Raw genomic sequence first — 14373 nt, forward strand, 5'->3', positions numbered from 1 at the left:
AGCGGCCCACTGTTCCGTTGCATCTGCGTATCGACGAAATGCCTTCTTAGCGCACGATCTCAAAATCGATTGGGCATCGCGATGCATCAAAATCCGACTCTGCTGGCCGCGTTTGCCGCAAGCCTAGCATGCATGGAGGTTGCCCATGCCACCGCGCTTCGCGTTGAACCCGTTCTCCTGGAACTGAACGCGCCGGCGGCGGCGGCTTCTCTGACGCTGCGCAATGACGAAGATGCCGACGTCGAGGTCCAGACCCGCGTGCTTCGCTGGTCGCAGTCCGACGGCAAGGAGAGTCTTGAACCGACAACCGATGTGGTGGCATCACCTCCGGCTGTCAGGATGGCGCCTCATTCAGACTACGTCGTACGAGTTGTGCGAGTGTCGAAACAGCCGGTCAACGGCGAAGAGAGCTATCGTGTCATCGTCGACCAATTGCCGCGAGCAGGCGGCAGCCAGAGTCGCAGCGTCAATCTTTTGGTACGACAGTCGATCCCCGCGTTCTTTCGCGGACGCGAGATCAGCCGGCCGCAGGTTTCCTGGTCGCTCCGCACTGAAGCTGGCCAACTGACGGTCGTGACCCACAATGCCGGCGACGAGCGGCTACGTATAGCAAACTTGCGGCTTAAGGATTCCTCGGGAGCTACCTTGTCCTTTGGCAATGGTCTCCTCGGCTATGTCCTCGGACATTCCTCCATGAGTTGGGCCACGCTGAAATATCCTCGCGGCTTTGGATCTGGCGGATCCATCTCTGTCACGGCGGAAACGGACAAGGGCCAGACTCATGCGGTTATTGAGTCGCCGACTCGGCGGTAGAAGAGGCTCCACGCTTGTGTCCATCTTAGCACTCCTTGGCATGGTCCTCTGTGCCGGGCGTTCGCGCGCGGGGGAGGCCCAGACAAATCTGCAACTCGATGTCGTGATCAACTCCATGCCCGCCCGAACGATCGGATCATTCGTGCGGTTCGATGACGGTCGTATCGGCGGAACGGTGGAGGAACTGGAAAGCCTCGGCCTGCAACCGGGCCCGCCGCATCGACCGGGCGAGATCATCGCACTGGATGATATCCCGACCCTAAAGTATCGATATGAGGAGAGAACACAGCGGATATTCATTGCCGTCGACGAAGCCGGACGCAAGCCGCAGCTCTTTGACGCAGGCGGCGCCGGCGGGAACCGGCCGAAGGCGCGGGCCGATCCCGGCGCGGTGCTGAATTATGACCTGTTGAGTTCAACCAGCAACGCAGCTACCCCGAGATTGATCGGGCTCGGTTACACATCGCTTTTGCTGGATGCCCGGGCGTTTTCGCCTTACGGCACCGCCGAACAGTCGGCGATCGTCCGCACTGGTCCGCAGCAGCCTGCGCAGGCGACACGGCTGAATTCGTCTTTCCAGTATTCCGACCAGGACCGGATGATCGGCTACGTTGCTGGGGATACGATCAACGGTGGACTGGCCTGGTCGCGGCCGATCAGGATCGGTGGCCTTCAGGCTCAGCGCGATTTTGCCCTGCGGCCCGATCTCATTACCGCGCCGCTCGCGACCATCGGCGGTAGCGCGGCAGTGCCGTCAACCGTCGATGTCTATGTCAACAACATCAAGACATTTTCTCAGGACGTCGCGTCCGGCCCTTTCAGCGTGAACAACGTACCGCTGATTTCCGGCGCCGGCACGACGCAACTCGTGGTGCGGGATTCGGCAGGTCACGAAATCCAGACGTCGGCGCCGTTTTATGCGACCTCGAGCCTGCTTGCGCCAGGGCTGAGCAGCTGGTCGGTGGAGGGCGGATTGCCGCGGCTGTCCTACGGCTCGAGCAGTGACGTCTATGTCGGCTCGCCGGTCGGGTCTGCAACCCTGCGACGAGGTATCTACGACGGCTTGACGGCAGAGGCGCACGTCGAAGGCGGAGCCGGCGTCATCAACGGTGGCATCGGTGGTATCTTCAGGACCGGGACGATCGGTGTCGCCGCCGTGGCCTTGGCTGGCAGCGGAAGCGGCACGAACCGCGGTCTGCAGAGCTACGCCTCCTATGAGACGAGGCTCTTCGGCGTGAGCATTTCGGCGAGTTCGCAACACACCTTTGGCACCTATGACGACCTTGCCTCGGCGACCGCAAGATTGCAAAACATCGTGGCGTTGAACGGCGGCCTGCAAAATCTGAACGGTCTGTTCAATTATCTGCCCGGCAGTATCGCTTCATTGTCGAACTCGTTTGCCTATGTGAGCGGCATCTATGGCAGCGCCCGTGCGCCGGTCGCACTCGATCGCATCACTTTCAGCACTCCGATGCCGTTCGACCCCCGGGCCAGCCTAAGTGCAAGCTTTGTCGGTCTGCGCGATGACTCAGGCCATCGTTCCAATATCGTGACGGCCTCTTACTCGCGTTCGTTGCCCTACAATGCGTCGATATTCGCCACCGTCTTCCACGATTTCCGTGCCAAGAGGAATACCGGCATGTTTGCCGGCTTGAGCGTCCCTTTTGGCGACTCAGCTTCGATCACAACCGGAGTTTCGAGCGGACGGAGCGGTACAACCGGTAGCGTTGATGCCGTCAAGTCGATTGGGCCGGAGCCTGGCAGCTATGGCTGGCGCGTCCACGATTCCGAAGGCTCATCGAGGTACCGGGAGGCCACAGCTTCCTACCGGTCGAGCTACGGCACCATCCAGGCAGGCGCTAGTCAGGCCGGATCCGGTAGCGTGGGATCGCTGGAATTGCGCGGTTCGATCACCACCATGGGAGGCGGTGTTTTCCTTTCGAACTGGATCGACGACAGTTTCGCGGTGGTCGCGACTGGCGTGCCGGAAGTCGAGGTCCTCAGCGAGAATCGCCGCGCTGGTGTCACCAATTCCAGCGGCATGCTGCTGATCCCGACGCTCCGGTCCTACCAGAAGAACAAGATTGCGATCGACCCGACGAACCTTCCGGTCGACGACGAAGCAGCAACGACGCATGACATCGTCGCTCCGGCCGATCGCGCCGGGATGCTCGTCAGATTTGACGTCCGCAAAGAGACGACGGCCGCGCTGGTTACCTTTGTCGGGCCTGACAATCGCGTTCTGCCGGCCGGGGCTGTCGGCCATATGACGGGTGGAGTAGAGTTTGTCGTAGGCTACGACGGACAGGCCTATATCAGGGGGCTCTCGTCAATGAACGAAGCCGAAATCGAATTTGCCGACGCACGCTGCCGCGCCACGTTTGCGTTCACTCCGAGGCCCGGCGAACAGGTCCGGATTCCTGGGATCGCGTGCCGATGATGCAGTCCTTCATACGTAAATAGTGTCTTCGTACATCAATCTCCCCGACCATCCGTTCCGACCAACGCGCATTGTGAGATCGAAATCGTGGTCATCGGCTCAAAGCGAACTTTGGTCTTCGCCTTGCTCCTGCACTTTGCGGCATCGTTTTCGGCCCACGCCCAAAGCTGCTCCGTTACCTCGGCGTCCGGCAACTACGGATCTGTCGACATCCTGGCGGGTGGCGCCGTCGCTACGACCTCGACATTTACCGTAACATGCAGCGGCTGCGCGCTCGGCTGCACGGTCAATGCGTGTGTGCAATTCAACCAAGGGGCGCCCAACAGCAGCAGCTCGGTTCGATCGCTGGGAAGTGGAGCGAATACTGCAATACACGAGCTCTACTCGGATTCCGGGCGCACGCAGGTCTGGGGATCCTGGGGATATGGTACCACCGCATATGGCTCCGGTGGCGTCAGCATCAATCTCAGTCTTCCTCTTTTGGGCGGGCCCGCGCAACAAACTCTGACCGTCTATGGGCGCTTTGTCGCCAATCAGCAGGCAACGATACCCGGGACCTACGTCTGGAGTACGACATCTCCGGTCGTCGCCTACGCGGCCTATCTTCTTACAAGCCCAAATTGTTCGTCGAACCCGGGAACGACGACAAATGCGGGCTCCTCGCCCTGGACGGCGACAATCGCCGGAAATTGCATTGTTTCGACCACGCCACTCAACTTCGGTAACGCTTCGCTGTTGACGTCGAATATTGACGGCGTTGGAACGATTTCAGTGAAGTGCACCAATACGACCCCGTACTCGATCGGCCTCGACAACGGACTACATGCAAGCGGCAGCCAACGGCGCATGCAGGCAAGCTCCAGCTTCATCAATTACAATCTCTATACGGACGCGGCCCGGACCAGCGCCTGGACAAGTACGACATCCGCTACAACCTGCACGTCGCGGTGCCAATACCTGCGTGCTTGGCACAGGAACAGCGTTGAATCAGAACATTTCAGTCTATGGGCGCGTTCCACCGCAAACCTCGCCCCCTCCAGGAGCCTACGCCGACACCATCGTCGTCACCGTAACCTTCTAGCCCGATCTTCCCGGATTAGCGGTTTGAAAATCCGAACGTCAAAATCGACACAATGCCGATCGCAGAAAGTGTCCAACTCCTTCAATTTCGACAGCCGATGGCCGCACCAGTTTCACACCAGAAGCGAGCTCACCGAAACGCAACGAACGCGATCAAACTCGAACGAAAGCGCAGCCAAATCAACCAAGCCGATCGTTATCCCGCCGCTCATAGCGGTCTGGTTGCAGGTTCGAGTCCTGCCGGGCCCACCATCAGATCAAAGCCCTGGCTCCGGGACCCATACGCGCCGCGTCGATCGAGCCGTCCATCGCGCTCGCCGCATCATCTCGCGCGGTCAGCTCACTCCCAGGCCGCCTGGAAAATGGCGCGGTAGCCGTCGGCATCCACAGGACGCGGATTGGTGGCGGTGGAATGATCCCTCGCCGCCTTCTCCGCCATGTCGTCCAGCACCGAGGCCGGCACACCCATGGCGCACAGGCCGCGCGGCAGATTGAGCTCGGCATTGAGAGCATCGAAGAACGCGGCGATCTCGGCACCTTCGGGCAGACCGAGCGCCAGCCTCAGCCGCGGCAGCTTGGCCGCGATCGCCGGACCATGGTAGCGCATCACCGCAGGCATCAGCACCGCATTGAGCGTGCCGTGATGCAGGCTCGGCGACGCCAGGCTGCCAAGCGCGTGCGACAACCCGTGCACCGCGCCGAGGCCTTTCTGGAAGCACAGCCCGCCCTGCAGCGCGCCCATCATCACTTCGGCGCGGGCGTCGCGGTCATCGCCCGCCCTCACGGCCTGCTTGAGATGGCCGACGATGCGCGCCGCGCCATCGAGCGCGATCGCATCCGCCGGTGGATTGAAGCGCGGCGACAGATAGGTCTCGACGCAATGCGACAGTGCGTCCATGCCGGTCGCGGCCGTCAACGCCGGCGGCAGGCCGAGCGTCAGCAGCGGATCGCAGATCGCCCGCGCCGGGATCAGATGCGGACTGATCAGGCCGACCTTGCGGCCGTCCTCGAGCGTGATGAGAGCCGCGCGGCCAACCTCGCTTCCAGTGCCGGCGGTGGTCGGAATCGCGATCAGCGGCGCGACGGCGGCGGTGATCCGCGCGACACCGCCATCGATCGCGGCATATTGCGCCAGCGGGCCTTCATGGGTGGCGAGCAGCGCCACCGCCTTGGCGAGATCGATCGGCGAGCCGCCGCCGAGCGCGACGAGGCCGTCGCATCCGGCCTCGCGATAACGTGCGAGCGCCAGCAGCGTCGCACGCTCGGTCGGATTCGGATACCGAGCGCTGCGATCTCGTCGCCGAGCGCGTTCGCCTCGCCGAAGCCGAAGCGAATGGTGGTGAGATAGGTGATCAGCGCCATGGCCTGTCGTCCGTTGCGCCGACCGATCAGAGATCGGTGCGTTCTTCGGCGATGTCGCGCCGCTGCTCCATGTTGAAGCGCCCCGCATAGATCGGCCGCCCGCCGGTGGTTGGACCGGGATATTGCACGATCAGGATATCGCCGCCGGTCGCGGTCACGAACTTGCCTTCGAAATGCGGGTCCGGATGAAAGATCATCGTGCCCGGCGTGTAGAGATTGTCGTCGATCCTGAATTCACCGCTGAGGATGTACCAGACCTGCGCGAACTCGTGATTGTGGATCGGATGATGTGCGCCCGGCTCCAGCCGCAGGATGCCCGCGTTCGGCTCGGTCGGCCGCTCGGGCCGCGGGTGGAACAGCATCTTGCCGGTCTCGCCAGGCCAGCGGATCGTCTCCCACTCCACATCGTCGATGTGCTTCGCCTCATACGGCAGGTGCCTGCCGGTCACGGTTGCGGTCTGCATGGATCAGTCTCCTTGGGGCTTGCTCTTGGGTGATCGAGGTGGGGCGGCGGCGCTCGGCACGCGCCACCAGTCGAAATGCTCGGCCTTCTGCGGCGACTTCGCGACCACCATCAGGATGCGCGCTTCGTCCTCGCTGATGTTGTCGGCGCGGTGCGGCAGCTCGGAATTGAGGAAAATGCCTTCGCCGGGCGCGAGATCGAATACTTCAGCGCCGACGTGGAAGCGGATACGCCCGCTGATCACGTAGCAGTATTCCTGCCCCGGGTGCGACACCATCAGGTCCATCCGGTTCTTGCGCGGGAACGAGAGGTGAAACACCTCCAGATCATCGTTCGGCATGCCGCCCGCGAACAATCGCCAGCGATAGCCGGTACTCGGGATGCTCTGGTCTTCACCATCGTCGCCATGGCGATGCAGCGTGACGTGGCTGCGCGACTGGTCCTGCGGCGCGGCGAACAATTCGCTGACGCCAATGTCGAGCGCCTGCGCGATCTGGATCAGATTGGCAACGGAGCTCGACACCTGCCCGCGCTCGAGGCGCGACACGAAGGCGTCGGACAGCCCGGTGGTGTCGGCCAGATCCTTCAGCTTCATGCCACGCTCCTCCCGCAGCGAGCGAATGCGTGCTCCAAGCCTCGCCAGCGTCTCGTCCTGCGTTTTCATTGCTTCGACCCTCTCCCGAATTTGCTTCCTTGTCAATAAAAATTGCTCTATAAGCAATTTTTATTGTGTCCGATGTTGAAACTGCGGGAGATGCCCGTGGTTCTCCGCATCGATGCACCGGCAAATTGCGTATCACGCAACAAAACCAAACAGCAAACAACACGACCTCCGGAGGAGCACCCGACCATGACAACCACTCTCAGAAAGCTATGCGCGGCAATGACGGCGACGCTGCTGCACATCCCGCTCGCGCACGCCGCGATGTCCGACAATGTGATCCGCATCGGGGTCCTCAACGACCGCTCCGGCGCCTATGCCGACCTCGGCGGCGAAGGCTCGGTCATCGCGGCGAAGATGGCGGCGGAGGAATTCGGCAACGCGATCGGTGGTGTGCCGGTCGAGATCGTCTCGGCCGATCACCAGAACAAGCCGGACATCGGACTTGGCATCGTGCGGCGCTGGTTTGACACGGAGAAAGTCGATGCCGTTGCCGACATTTCCAATTCGGGCGTGGGTTTCGCGGTGACCGCTCTCGCCAAGGAACGCAACAAGATCGTGCTGAACGCGTCGGCCTCCTCCGACTTCACCGGCAAGGCCTGCACCCGGACCTCGTTCCAGTGGGTCTACACGAGCTATACCAACGGCTACGGTCTCGCGCGGGCGCTCACCGCGCAGAAGCTCGACAGCTGGTTCCTGATTGCGGTGGACTATTCGTTCGGCCACGCCTTCGCCGCCGACATGCGCCGCGCGGTCGAGAACGGCGGCGGCAAGGTGATCGGTGAGGTGCGCCACCCGCTCAACACCGCCGACTTCAGTTCGGTGCTGCTGCAGGCACAGGCGTCCGGCGCCAAGGTGATCGCGCTGGCCAACGCCGGCGCCGACATGACCAACTCGGTGAAGCAGGCGGCCGAGTTCGGCATCACACGCGGGCAGGCATTGGTGGCACCGACCGTATTCCTCACCGACGTCGACGCGATGGGCCTTGCCGCCGCGCAGAACCTGCAGTTCGTCACCGCATACTACTGGGACCGCGATGCCGAGTCGCGGGCGTGGGCCAACAAGTTCTTTGAGAAGGTTGGGCGGATGCCTACCATGACCCAGGCAGGCGTCTATTCAGCCGTGCGGCACTACTTGCGCGCGGTGCAGGCCGCAAATTCCGATGATGGCCTTGCTGTCGCAGCCAAGATACGCGAACTGCCGGTTGCCGATGCGTTCGCTCGCGGCACGGTCCGCAGCGACGGCCAGTTCGTGCACGACATGTACCTGGCGCGCGTCAAGACACCGGCGGCATCGAGCCGACGATGGGACTACTACGACATCGTCGCGACGATTCCCGCCGAGCAAGCCTTCCGCCCGCTCGGCGAGGGTGGCTGCGAGCTGGTCTCGCAGTGATGACGCAGGCGGATGGTGGCAACACCATCGTCCGCCATCGCCCATAACGGCCGGTATGCAAGTGGCGAGCGACGTCTCCTGGGCTACGTCAGGCGTGCCTTCGCCATCGAAGGCTCGATTCGGTAGACCGACGTCCAGCGCTCAACTGCCGAAGTCAGCTGCGCGCCTGCCGCCGAAGAAATTGAGCAATCGGCATCAAGGCGTCGATCGAAGGCAAACCTGCGCGGGCCTCACTGTATGACGACCAGGGATAGGGGATAGCCGAAAGCCAGTGCAGGACAGACGTCTGATAGCTAGCCGGCAGCACACACATGAACTCAATCTTGATGAGCAACCGCTTGACGCGACCGTTGCCGGCGGCATCAAAATCCCAGGTGTACTCACCGCAACCGACGCGTAGGTCGCCATCGGACTTGTTTGACATCCCCACCAGCCAGTCGCATTGAAACCGTGGAAGGCGATTGGACTCGGGGCGCGAGAGGCAGAAGGTGCGCACATTCTCATACTGCGATCCAAAGTTTCGTACGAGAACGTCGGTCACGCTCTCCAATCCATGAGCGGAGCTTGGAAAAGAGATTGCGTCGGTCAGGAGCTGCATCTGGAGCTCACAATCCTGCACGAACGCACGCTCCATGAGCTGAGGCAGGTTTCGGTCCTTGGCCTCGATGTACGTGCTGATCGCCTCGGCTGCGGTGATCGATTGGGGCTCACTCAAGAATTCTCTCCACGGCCGCACGAACAGATGCCAGGTGACGGCGGTGCCAACGACGCCGCAGGAAACAACAAGGTAGGCACCGCTAAACCAAGCCTCACAATATACCGCAAGCTCGATTCCTTCACCCGCGCACCGCTGCGAAAGACGATGCGATCAGGCCGCCGGAAATGCCGAGCACCGATCTGCCTGAATGGCGATGCCGACAGGCGCCCCCATTGGCCAGCGCAGAACGGCCTGCTCGCCCGGGGATCGCACCAGCAGCCGCTCCCCGGCGCACTCGATCTGAAGATCGACGTGGCCACCCTGGTAGATCTGAGCAACAACGCTGCCCTTGATGGCGCACGGCTCCTCGGGCGCCACAACACTGAACTGCTCGGGGCGGACGAACAGGTCAACCGCCGCGGACTTCTCGAGCCCGGACAGGCTCTCGCCCGACACGTTCACCAGGGCATCGCCAAGCGCGACGATCGCTTGCTCGGCCTGCATTCTCACAAGCTGGCCACGCAGCCTGTTGTTGTCGCCGACAAAGCCGGCCACGAACGGGTCCGCCGGGCTGCGATAGACGTCAACAGGGCTTCCGAGTTGCCTGATACGGCCCTCGGACATGACAGCCACGCGATCGGACATGCTCAAGGCCTCCCCTTGATCGTGCGTCACAAAGATCGTGGTCAGACCCAGCTTGCGCTGAATTTCCCGCAGCTCCACCTGCATCGAGGTCCGCAGACTCTTGTCCAGCGCCGAAAACGGCTCGTCGAGCAGCAGGACGGTCGGGTTGATGACAAGTGCGCGCGCGAGCGCGACGCGCTGCTGTTGACCGCCGGACAATTGCCGGGGCTTGCGGTTCTCCATGCCCTTCAGCTTGACCAGCGCCAGCGCATCGGCGACGCGCTTGTCCCGCTCAACCCTGGGGACGCGCCGCGTCTTCAGGCCGTAGGCGACGTTTTCCGCCACACTCATGTGCGGAAACAGCGCGTAGTTCTGAAACATCATGCCGATGCCGCGCTGGTAGGTTGGAATGTCATTCACGCGCTTGCCTTCGATCGAGATCGAACCGCCGTCCGGCCCCAGAAAGCCCGCGGCCAGCTTGAGCAGCGTGGTCTTGCCGCATCCTGATGGACCAAGCAGCGTCACGAACTCGCTGCGGCCAACGCCGAGCGTAACGGCGTCCAGGGCCACGACATCGTCAAATCGCTTGGTCACGGCGTCGAAATGGACCGCCGTTTGTTCCCCTTCAATATTCGCAGACCGCTTCAAGATCCGTGCTCCCTAATGAGACTGCTCGATATTGAGGACCTTGCCGAGGCCCAGGAACGCATTGGCAAAGGCGATCAAGGCGGCGGTGCCGACGATATACATGACCGACAATGCCGCCATCGAGGGATCAGCGAACTCGCGCACGTAATTGTACATCGCGACAGGAAGCGTTTGGGTACGCTGCGAGGTTACGAACAGCGAGGCCGTGAACTCGTTGAACGAGAGGATCGCCGCGAACAGCCAACCGCTGACGAGCCCGGGCAGCAGCAGCGGCAGGGTGACGGTGGTCAGGACGCGAAGCGGTCCGGCGCCGAGGCTCGCAGCAGCGTGTTCATAACTCTGATCGAGATTCCTCAGCGAGACATACACGCTGCGCAGCACGAACGGCAGCACCAGGATAACGTGGCAGATCACGACGACCGCAAAACTGCGGCTCAGGCCGACTTGCGCCGCGAGGATGAGAAAGCCGAGCCCTACCGTGAAGTGCGGAATCACCAACGGCGAAATCAGGATTCCCTCGATGGCGGACTTGAGCGGAAACTTGTACCGGTCGATGACAAAAGCGAACATGCCGCCAACGCACAGCGCGATCGTCGAGCTCCAGGCCGTGACGATCAGGCCGTTGAAGAACCCTTGCCGGAAGTCTTCATAGGCGAGGGCCCGACCGAACCATCGCCACGACCAGGTCTGCGGCGGGAACGACAGGATCGGCTTGTCGTTGAACGCGGCGATCGTCACGACCGCCGCCGGCAGCACAAGAAAAGCGATGATGACGAGCACCGTCAACAATCCGACCCAGCCGAGCACTCTCTGATAGGTCGAGCGCGGAATCATCAATGCACCTCGATCTTCTGAAGCGGTCGGGAGGCAAGCTGAAGCAGTCCAAGCACGAGGGCCGTCAAGGCCAGCCCGGCCACGCACAACGTCGCGGCGAAGGGAAAGTTGAAGCTCGAAAATCCAAGCTGGTAGACCAGATTGGAGATCATATTGACGCGGCCGCCGCCGATCAGCTGCGGCGTGGCGAATGCCGAGAACGTCCAGGCGAATGCCGTCGTGGTGCCGGCGACAACGCCGGGCAAGGACAGCGGCAATGTCACGGTCAGGAACACGCGGATGGGACCGGCTCCCAGGCTTTCAGCCGCCCGGGAATAGTCGCGGTCGATATGGGACAATCCGGCGGCCAGCATGATGACCATGACTGGCAGCGTGACATGCACGAGAGCAACCACAACGCCGAATGGCGTGAACATCAGCTGCAGCGGCTTGCCGATGACGCCGAGCGACATCAGCAAGGAATTGATGAACCCATTGTTGCCAAGGACGATGATCCACGCATAGGTGCGAACAACCTCGCCCAGAAACAGCGGCGTCACGACGATCACGAGGAGAATGGAGCGGAGGATCGGCTGTTCGACGCGCGCAAGCGCATAGGCCAGCGGATATCCGACGATCAACGTCACGACCGCGGTCATCGCGCACACGACGACGGTATCGAGAAACACGCGCGCGTAGAGCGGTTTGAGAAGGTCGGCGAAATTCCCCAGCGTGAACCCGCCGGGGTCGAGCGATCCCGGCACGTAGGCCCGGAGGCTGTATTGCAGAACCGCAACCATCGCCGCGAGGAACCCGATCGCACAGAGCGTCGCCGGCGCCGTGAAGATGCGCAGAAATGGCTGCTGATTCATGATGCAGGACCGATCTGGCAACGGATCAGTTCATGATGTTTTCGGCGAACCATTTGCGCCATTCCGCCGTCTTGTTGGCGCGCAGCTTGGCGTCTATGTTGATCTGCTGCTTCCATTGCTCCGCCGACGTGAAGACACCCGGAAGCTTGGCGATTTCAGGATCGATCTTCGCGTTGAGGACTGCCGGGCTCCCCTTCTTCTGCTTCGAGATCTCAGCCTGAATTTCGGGGTCGTAGAGCGCGTTGATGAACTTGTATGCGAGGTCAACCTTCTTTGACCCCTTCATGACCGCGACGGTGTCGATTCCCAGCACCGCGCCCTCTTTCGGCATCGCGAGCGTGATCGGAATGCCCTGCCCGATCATGTAGTAGGCGTTCATCGAAAGCACGATCTGCACCGGCGTCTCGCCACTCGCGAGCAGTTGCTGGCTGTTGGCGTCGTTGGTGTAGAACGCCTTGAAGTTTGGCTTGAGCGCCTTGAGCTTCTCCTCGCCTTTTTCCCAATGGGCCGGGTCGGCGCCGGCAAGAATGGCGGCGACCGCAATGATGTGACCGGGATCGAAATCCGGAGCGGCAAGCTTGTCCTTCAACTCCGGTTTCCAGAGATCATTCCAGCTCTCGAACTTGGTATCCTTGATCAGATCGGGGCGGTAGCCGATCGTGTAGACATAGGCCCAGGCGCCGAGATGGTAGGGACTGATCCGCGCCTCGTCCGCGAGGTTCTTCGCATTCGGGATCTTCGATGTATCGATCGTCTCGAACAACCCGTCATTGGCATAGAGCCACCCGACATGCGACGTCGTGAACGTCACGTCGCTTTCGGGATTTCCCTTGGCGAGCTTTTCCTTGTTCAATCGATCGATGGTGCCCCCGGTGATGAATTCGACAGGGACGCCGGTTTCGGCGGTGAATTTCCTGGCAACCGTCTCGGCCACCAGATCGCGCCAACTGCCGCCCCAGATACTGACAACGAGCTTGTCTTGTGCGTGAGCCGGCAATGCAATCAGAGCAGCGATCAACACGGACCAAAGGCGAAGCATAGGTGCAGTCTCCCTCCAGCGAGGGAATGCAGCGCCCGGCTCCAGCTGCAATCCTCGGTCATGAAATTAAACTTATCATCTGCTTAATAGTACCTTTTATCAGGCACCTCGTCGGCCCGCAATAGGTTTGTCTTATCGACAATAGTACCTTTTGCGATTAGCCTGCACGCCACGTTGGTTGAAATCACGGAGGCAGTCGATGACGACATCGACGGAAGCTTTAGAGGCCCATCGGCCGTCTGCCGTTCTCAATACGCTCAGGCGTCTTGGTTTCGGCACCGTCGTCTCGGTCCCCGACAGCTGGCTGGGCGAAATCCTTATTCGCATCGACCAGGAGCCGGGCATGACGCTGGTGCGCGCAACCCATGAAGAGGAGGCGCTTGCGATCGCTTGTGGAAGCCGGCTCGGTGGCGTTCGCACCGCCCTGCTTGTGCAGAATGCCGGCGTACTCAGCATGGGTGCGGGCATGGTGTCGCTCGCGCAGCGTTATCAATTTCCGCTTCTGATGCTTGTGTCCTATCGGGGCACGCCAGATGATCCGGTCTTCTATCATGTGCCGAAGGGCCGAGCGACGGAGCCGGTCTTCCGCGGCATCGGCCTCGCCCATGCCTGCACCGATCGATACCGCCCGATCGGCCCCCAGATCGAACATGCAGCAACCTATGCGGAAGAAGCCTCATGTCCGTTTGCCCTGCTCATGGGTCGGGAGGATATCCAGTGGTGACCAATGCACGATCGACCCGGGCGGATTACTACAGGGCGCTTGTCGGCAGTCTGCCGTCTCGCGCGCTCGTCGTGACGTCGCTCGGCAATGCTTCGTATTTGTGGGCATCGCTGCATCACGCGCCGGAGAACTTCTACTTCGAAGACGCCATGGGACTGACACTCCCGCTGGCGCTGGGTCTGGTGCTCGCTCAACCGGACCGTCCCGTCATCGCTGTCGAAGGCGATGGCGCTTTGCTCATGCACATGGGCGCGCTCGTTACGATTGGCGCCATGAACCCGTCAAATCTCACCATCCTCCTGATCCAGAACGGCGTTCACGCAGCTTCCGGCGGCCAAGCCTTGACCAACGCGACGCTCGATCTGGCACAGCTGGCGCGCGCCTCGGGAATCAAGCACGCCGAGAACCTGAATGCGCCGAGCGCACTCGCCGCCGGCATCGCCTCGGCCGAAAAGCGCGATGGCGTCGGAGTCCTGGTTCTGGTGACGGAGCCCGACATCGAAGTCGTGCGGCCGCCGATCTCACTCGATCCGGTCGCGACAAAACATCGCTTCATGGCTGCGATCGAGGCACCACGTTACGTCCCGACGCTGTTCGGCGGCGGGATGCTCGAGCGGCCCTAGTCGACCAGCACTTCCCTTGCACAAATCCATGGCGGTCCGCTTCATTGCCGAAGCGGGCCGCCTTTTTCACATGCTTCCACATGCCACCCGGCCGCCGGAAGACGCTGCGATCTTAGGCA

14 protein-coding genes and 1 pseudogene are annotated in these 14373 nt (G+C 61.7%); 7 read left to right on the forward strand and 8 right to left on the reverse strand.

From position 1 onward, the window contains the following. The first annotated feature begins 69 nt into the window (after positions 1 to 69). The 4 genes and pseudogenes from ACVIGB_RS19545 (at position 70) to ACVIGB_RS19560 (ending at position 4334) form a co-directional block, all read left to right on the forward strand. Positions 70 to 813 (forward strand): fimbrial biogenesis chaperone, encoded by a 744-nt coding sequence (locus tag ACVIGB_RS19545; RefSeq protein WP_143046660.1) that lies wholly within the window; start codon positions 70 to 72, stop codon positions 811 to 813. Continuing rightward, positions 728 to 3253, forward strand: coding sequence for a fimbria/pilus outer membrane usher protein (locus ACVIGB_RS19550; RefSeq protein ID WP_456721419.1), 2526 nt, complete (start codon positions 728 to 730; stop codon positions 3251 to 3253). The genes ACVIGB_RS19545 and ACVIGB_RS19550 overlap by 86 nt, the downstream gene beginning before the upstream one ends. An 87-nt stretch (positions 3254 to 3340) precedes the next feature. Next, positions 3341 to 4123: pseudogene (locus tag ACVIGB_RS19555) on the forward strand (spore coat protein U domain-containing protein); the annotation flags it as partial. Further along, entirely contained in the window at positions 4077 to 4334 is a 258-nt protein-coding gene (locus tag ACVIGB_RS19560) for a spore coat protein U domain-containing protein (RefSeq protein WP_456749194.1), read from the forward strand. The pseudogene ACVIGB_RS19555 and the gene ACVIGB_RS19560, both read left to right, overlap by 47 nt. A 339-nt stretch (positions 4335 to 4673) precedes the next feature. Here the strand turns inward: ACVIGB_RS19560 and ACVIGB_RS19565 are convergent, their stop codons facing one another. The 3 genes from ACVIGB_RS19565 to ACVIGB_RS19575 are packed head-to-tail and all read right to left on the reverse strand — an operon-like array spanning position 4674 to position 6822. Further along, positions 4674 to 5783, reverse strand: a complete 1110-nt coding sequence (locus ACVIGB_RS19565; protein WP_456721417.1) for an iron-containing alcohol dehydrogenase — start codon at positions 5781 to 5783, stop codon at positions 4674 to 4676. Beyond that, on the reverse strand, positions 5722 to 6159 hold the full coding sequence (locus ACVIGB_RS19570) for a cupin domain-containing protein (RefSeq protein ID WP_456721416.1): 438 nt from the start codon (positions 6157 to 6159) through the stop codon (positions 5722 to 5724). Before ACVIGB_RS19570 ends, ACVIGB_RS19565 begins: the two co-directional genes overlap by 62 nt. A 3-nt stretch (positions 6160 to 6162) precedes the next feature. After that, entirely contained in the window at positions 6163 to 6822 is a 660-nt protein-coding gene (locus ACVIGB_RS19575) for a helix-turn-helix domain-containing protein (protein WP_092116250.1), read from the reverse strand. Between the two features lie 186 nt (positions 6823 to 7008). Here ACVIGB_RS19575 and ACVIGB_RS19580 point away from each other — a divergent pair, with 186 nt between their 5' ends. Beyond that, positions 7009 to 8214, forward strand: a complete 1206-nt coding sequence (locus tag ACVIGB_RS19580) for an ABC transporter substrate-binding protein (protein WP_456721415.1) — start codon at positions 7009 to 7011, stop codon at positions 8212 to 8214. Between the two features lie 154 nt (positions 8215 to 8368). Here the strand turns inward: ACVIGB_RS19580 and ACVIGB_RS19585 are convergent, their stop codons facing one another. The 5 genes from ACVIGB_RS19585 to ACVIGB_RS19605 all read right to left on the reverse strand — a co-directional run bounded on the left by ACVIGB_RS19585 (position 8369) and on the right by ACVIGB_RS19605 (position 12907). Then, on the reverse strand, positions 8369 to 8929 hold the full coding sequence (locus ACVIGB_RS19585; RefSeq protein WP_456721414.1) for a hypothetical protein: 561 nt from the start codon (positions 8927 to 8929) through the stop codon (positions 8369 to 8371). A gap of 153 nt (positions 8930 to 9082) precedes the next feature. Next, positions 9083 to 10183, reverse strand: coding sequence for an ABC transporter ATP-binding protein (locus ACVIGB_RS19590; protein ID WP_456721413.1), 1101 nt, complete (start codon positions 10181 to 10183; stop codon positions 9083 to 9085). A 12-nt stretch (positions 10184 to 10195) separates the two neighbouring features. Beyond that, entirely contained in the window at positions 10196 to 11017 is an 822-nt protein-coding gene (locus ACVIGB_RS19595) for an ABC transporter permease (RefSeq protein WP_456721412.1), read from the reverse strand. Next, entirely contained in the window at positions 11017 to 11868 is an 852-nt protein-coding gene (locus ACVIGB_RS19600; RefSeq protein WP_456721411.1) for an ABC transporter permease, read from the reverse strand. The genes ACVIGB_RS19595 and ACVIGB_RS19600 overlap by 1 nt, the downstream gene beginning before the upstream one ends. A 25-nt stretch (positions 11869 to 11893) precedes the next feature. Beyond that, a complete protein-coding gene (locus ACVIGB_RS19605) occupies positions 11894 to 12907 on the reverse strand; it encodes an ABC transporter substrate-binding protein (protein WP_456721410.1) in 1014 nt (337 codons plus the stop codon). 199 nt (positions 12908 to 13106) lie between these two features. Between ACVIGB_RS19605 and ACVIGB_RS19610 the strand changes: the two genes are divergently transcribed. Then, positions 13107 to 13631, forward strand: a complete 525-nt coding sequence (locus ACVIGB_RS19610) for a thiamine pyrophosphate-binding protein (protein WP_207832095.1) — start codon at positions 13107 to 13109, stop codon at positions 13629 to 13631. Beyond that, complete coding sequence (locus ACVIGB_RS19615; RefSeq protein WP_456721409.1) at positions 13628 to 14254, forward strand: thiamine pyrophosphate-dependent enzyme; 627 nt, start codon at positions 13628 to 13630, stop codon at positions 14252 to 14254. Before ACVIGB_RS19610 ends, ACVIGB_RS19615 begins: the two co-directional genes overlap by 4 nt. The last annotated feature ends 119 nt before the right edge of the window (positions 14255 to 14373 follow it).

It is taken from the genome of Bradyrhizobium sp. USDA 4341, from assembly GCF_054063755.1.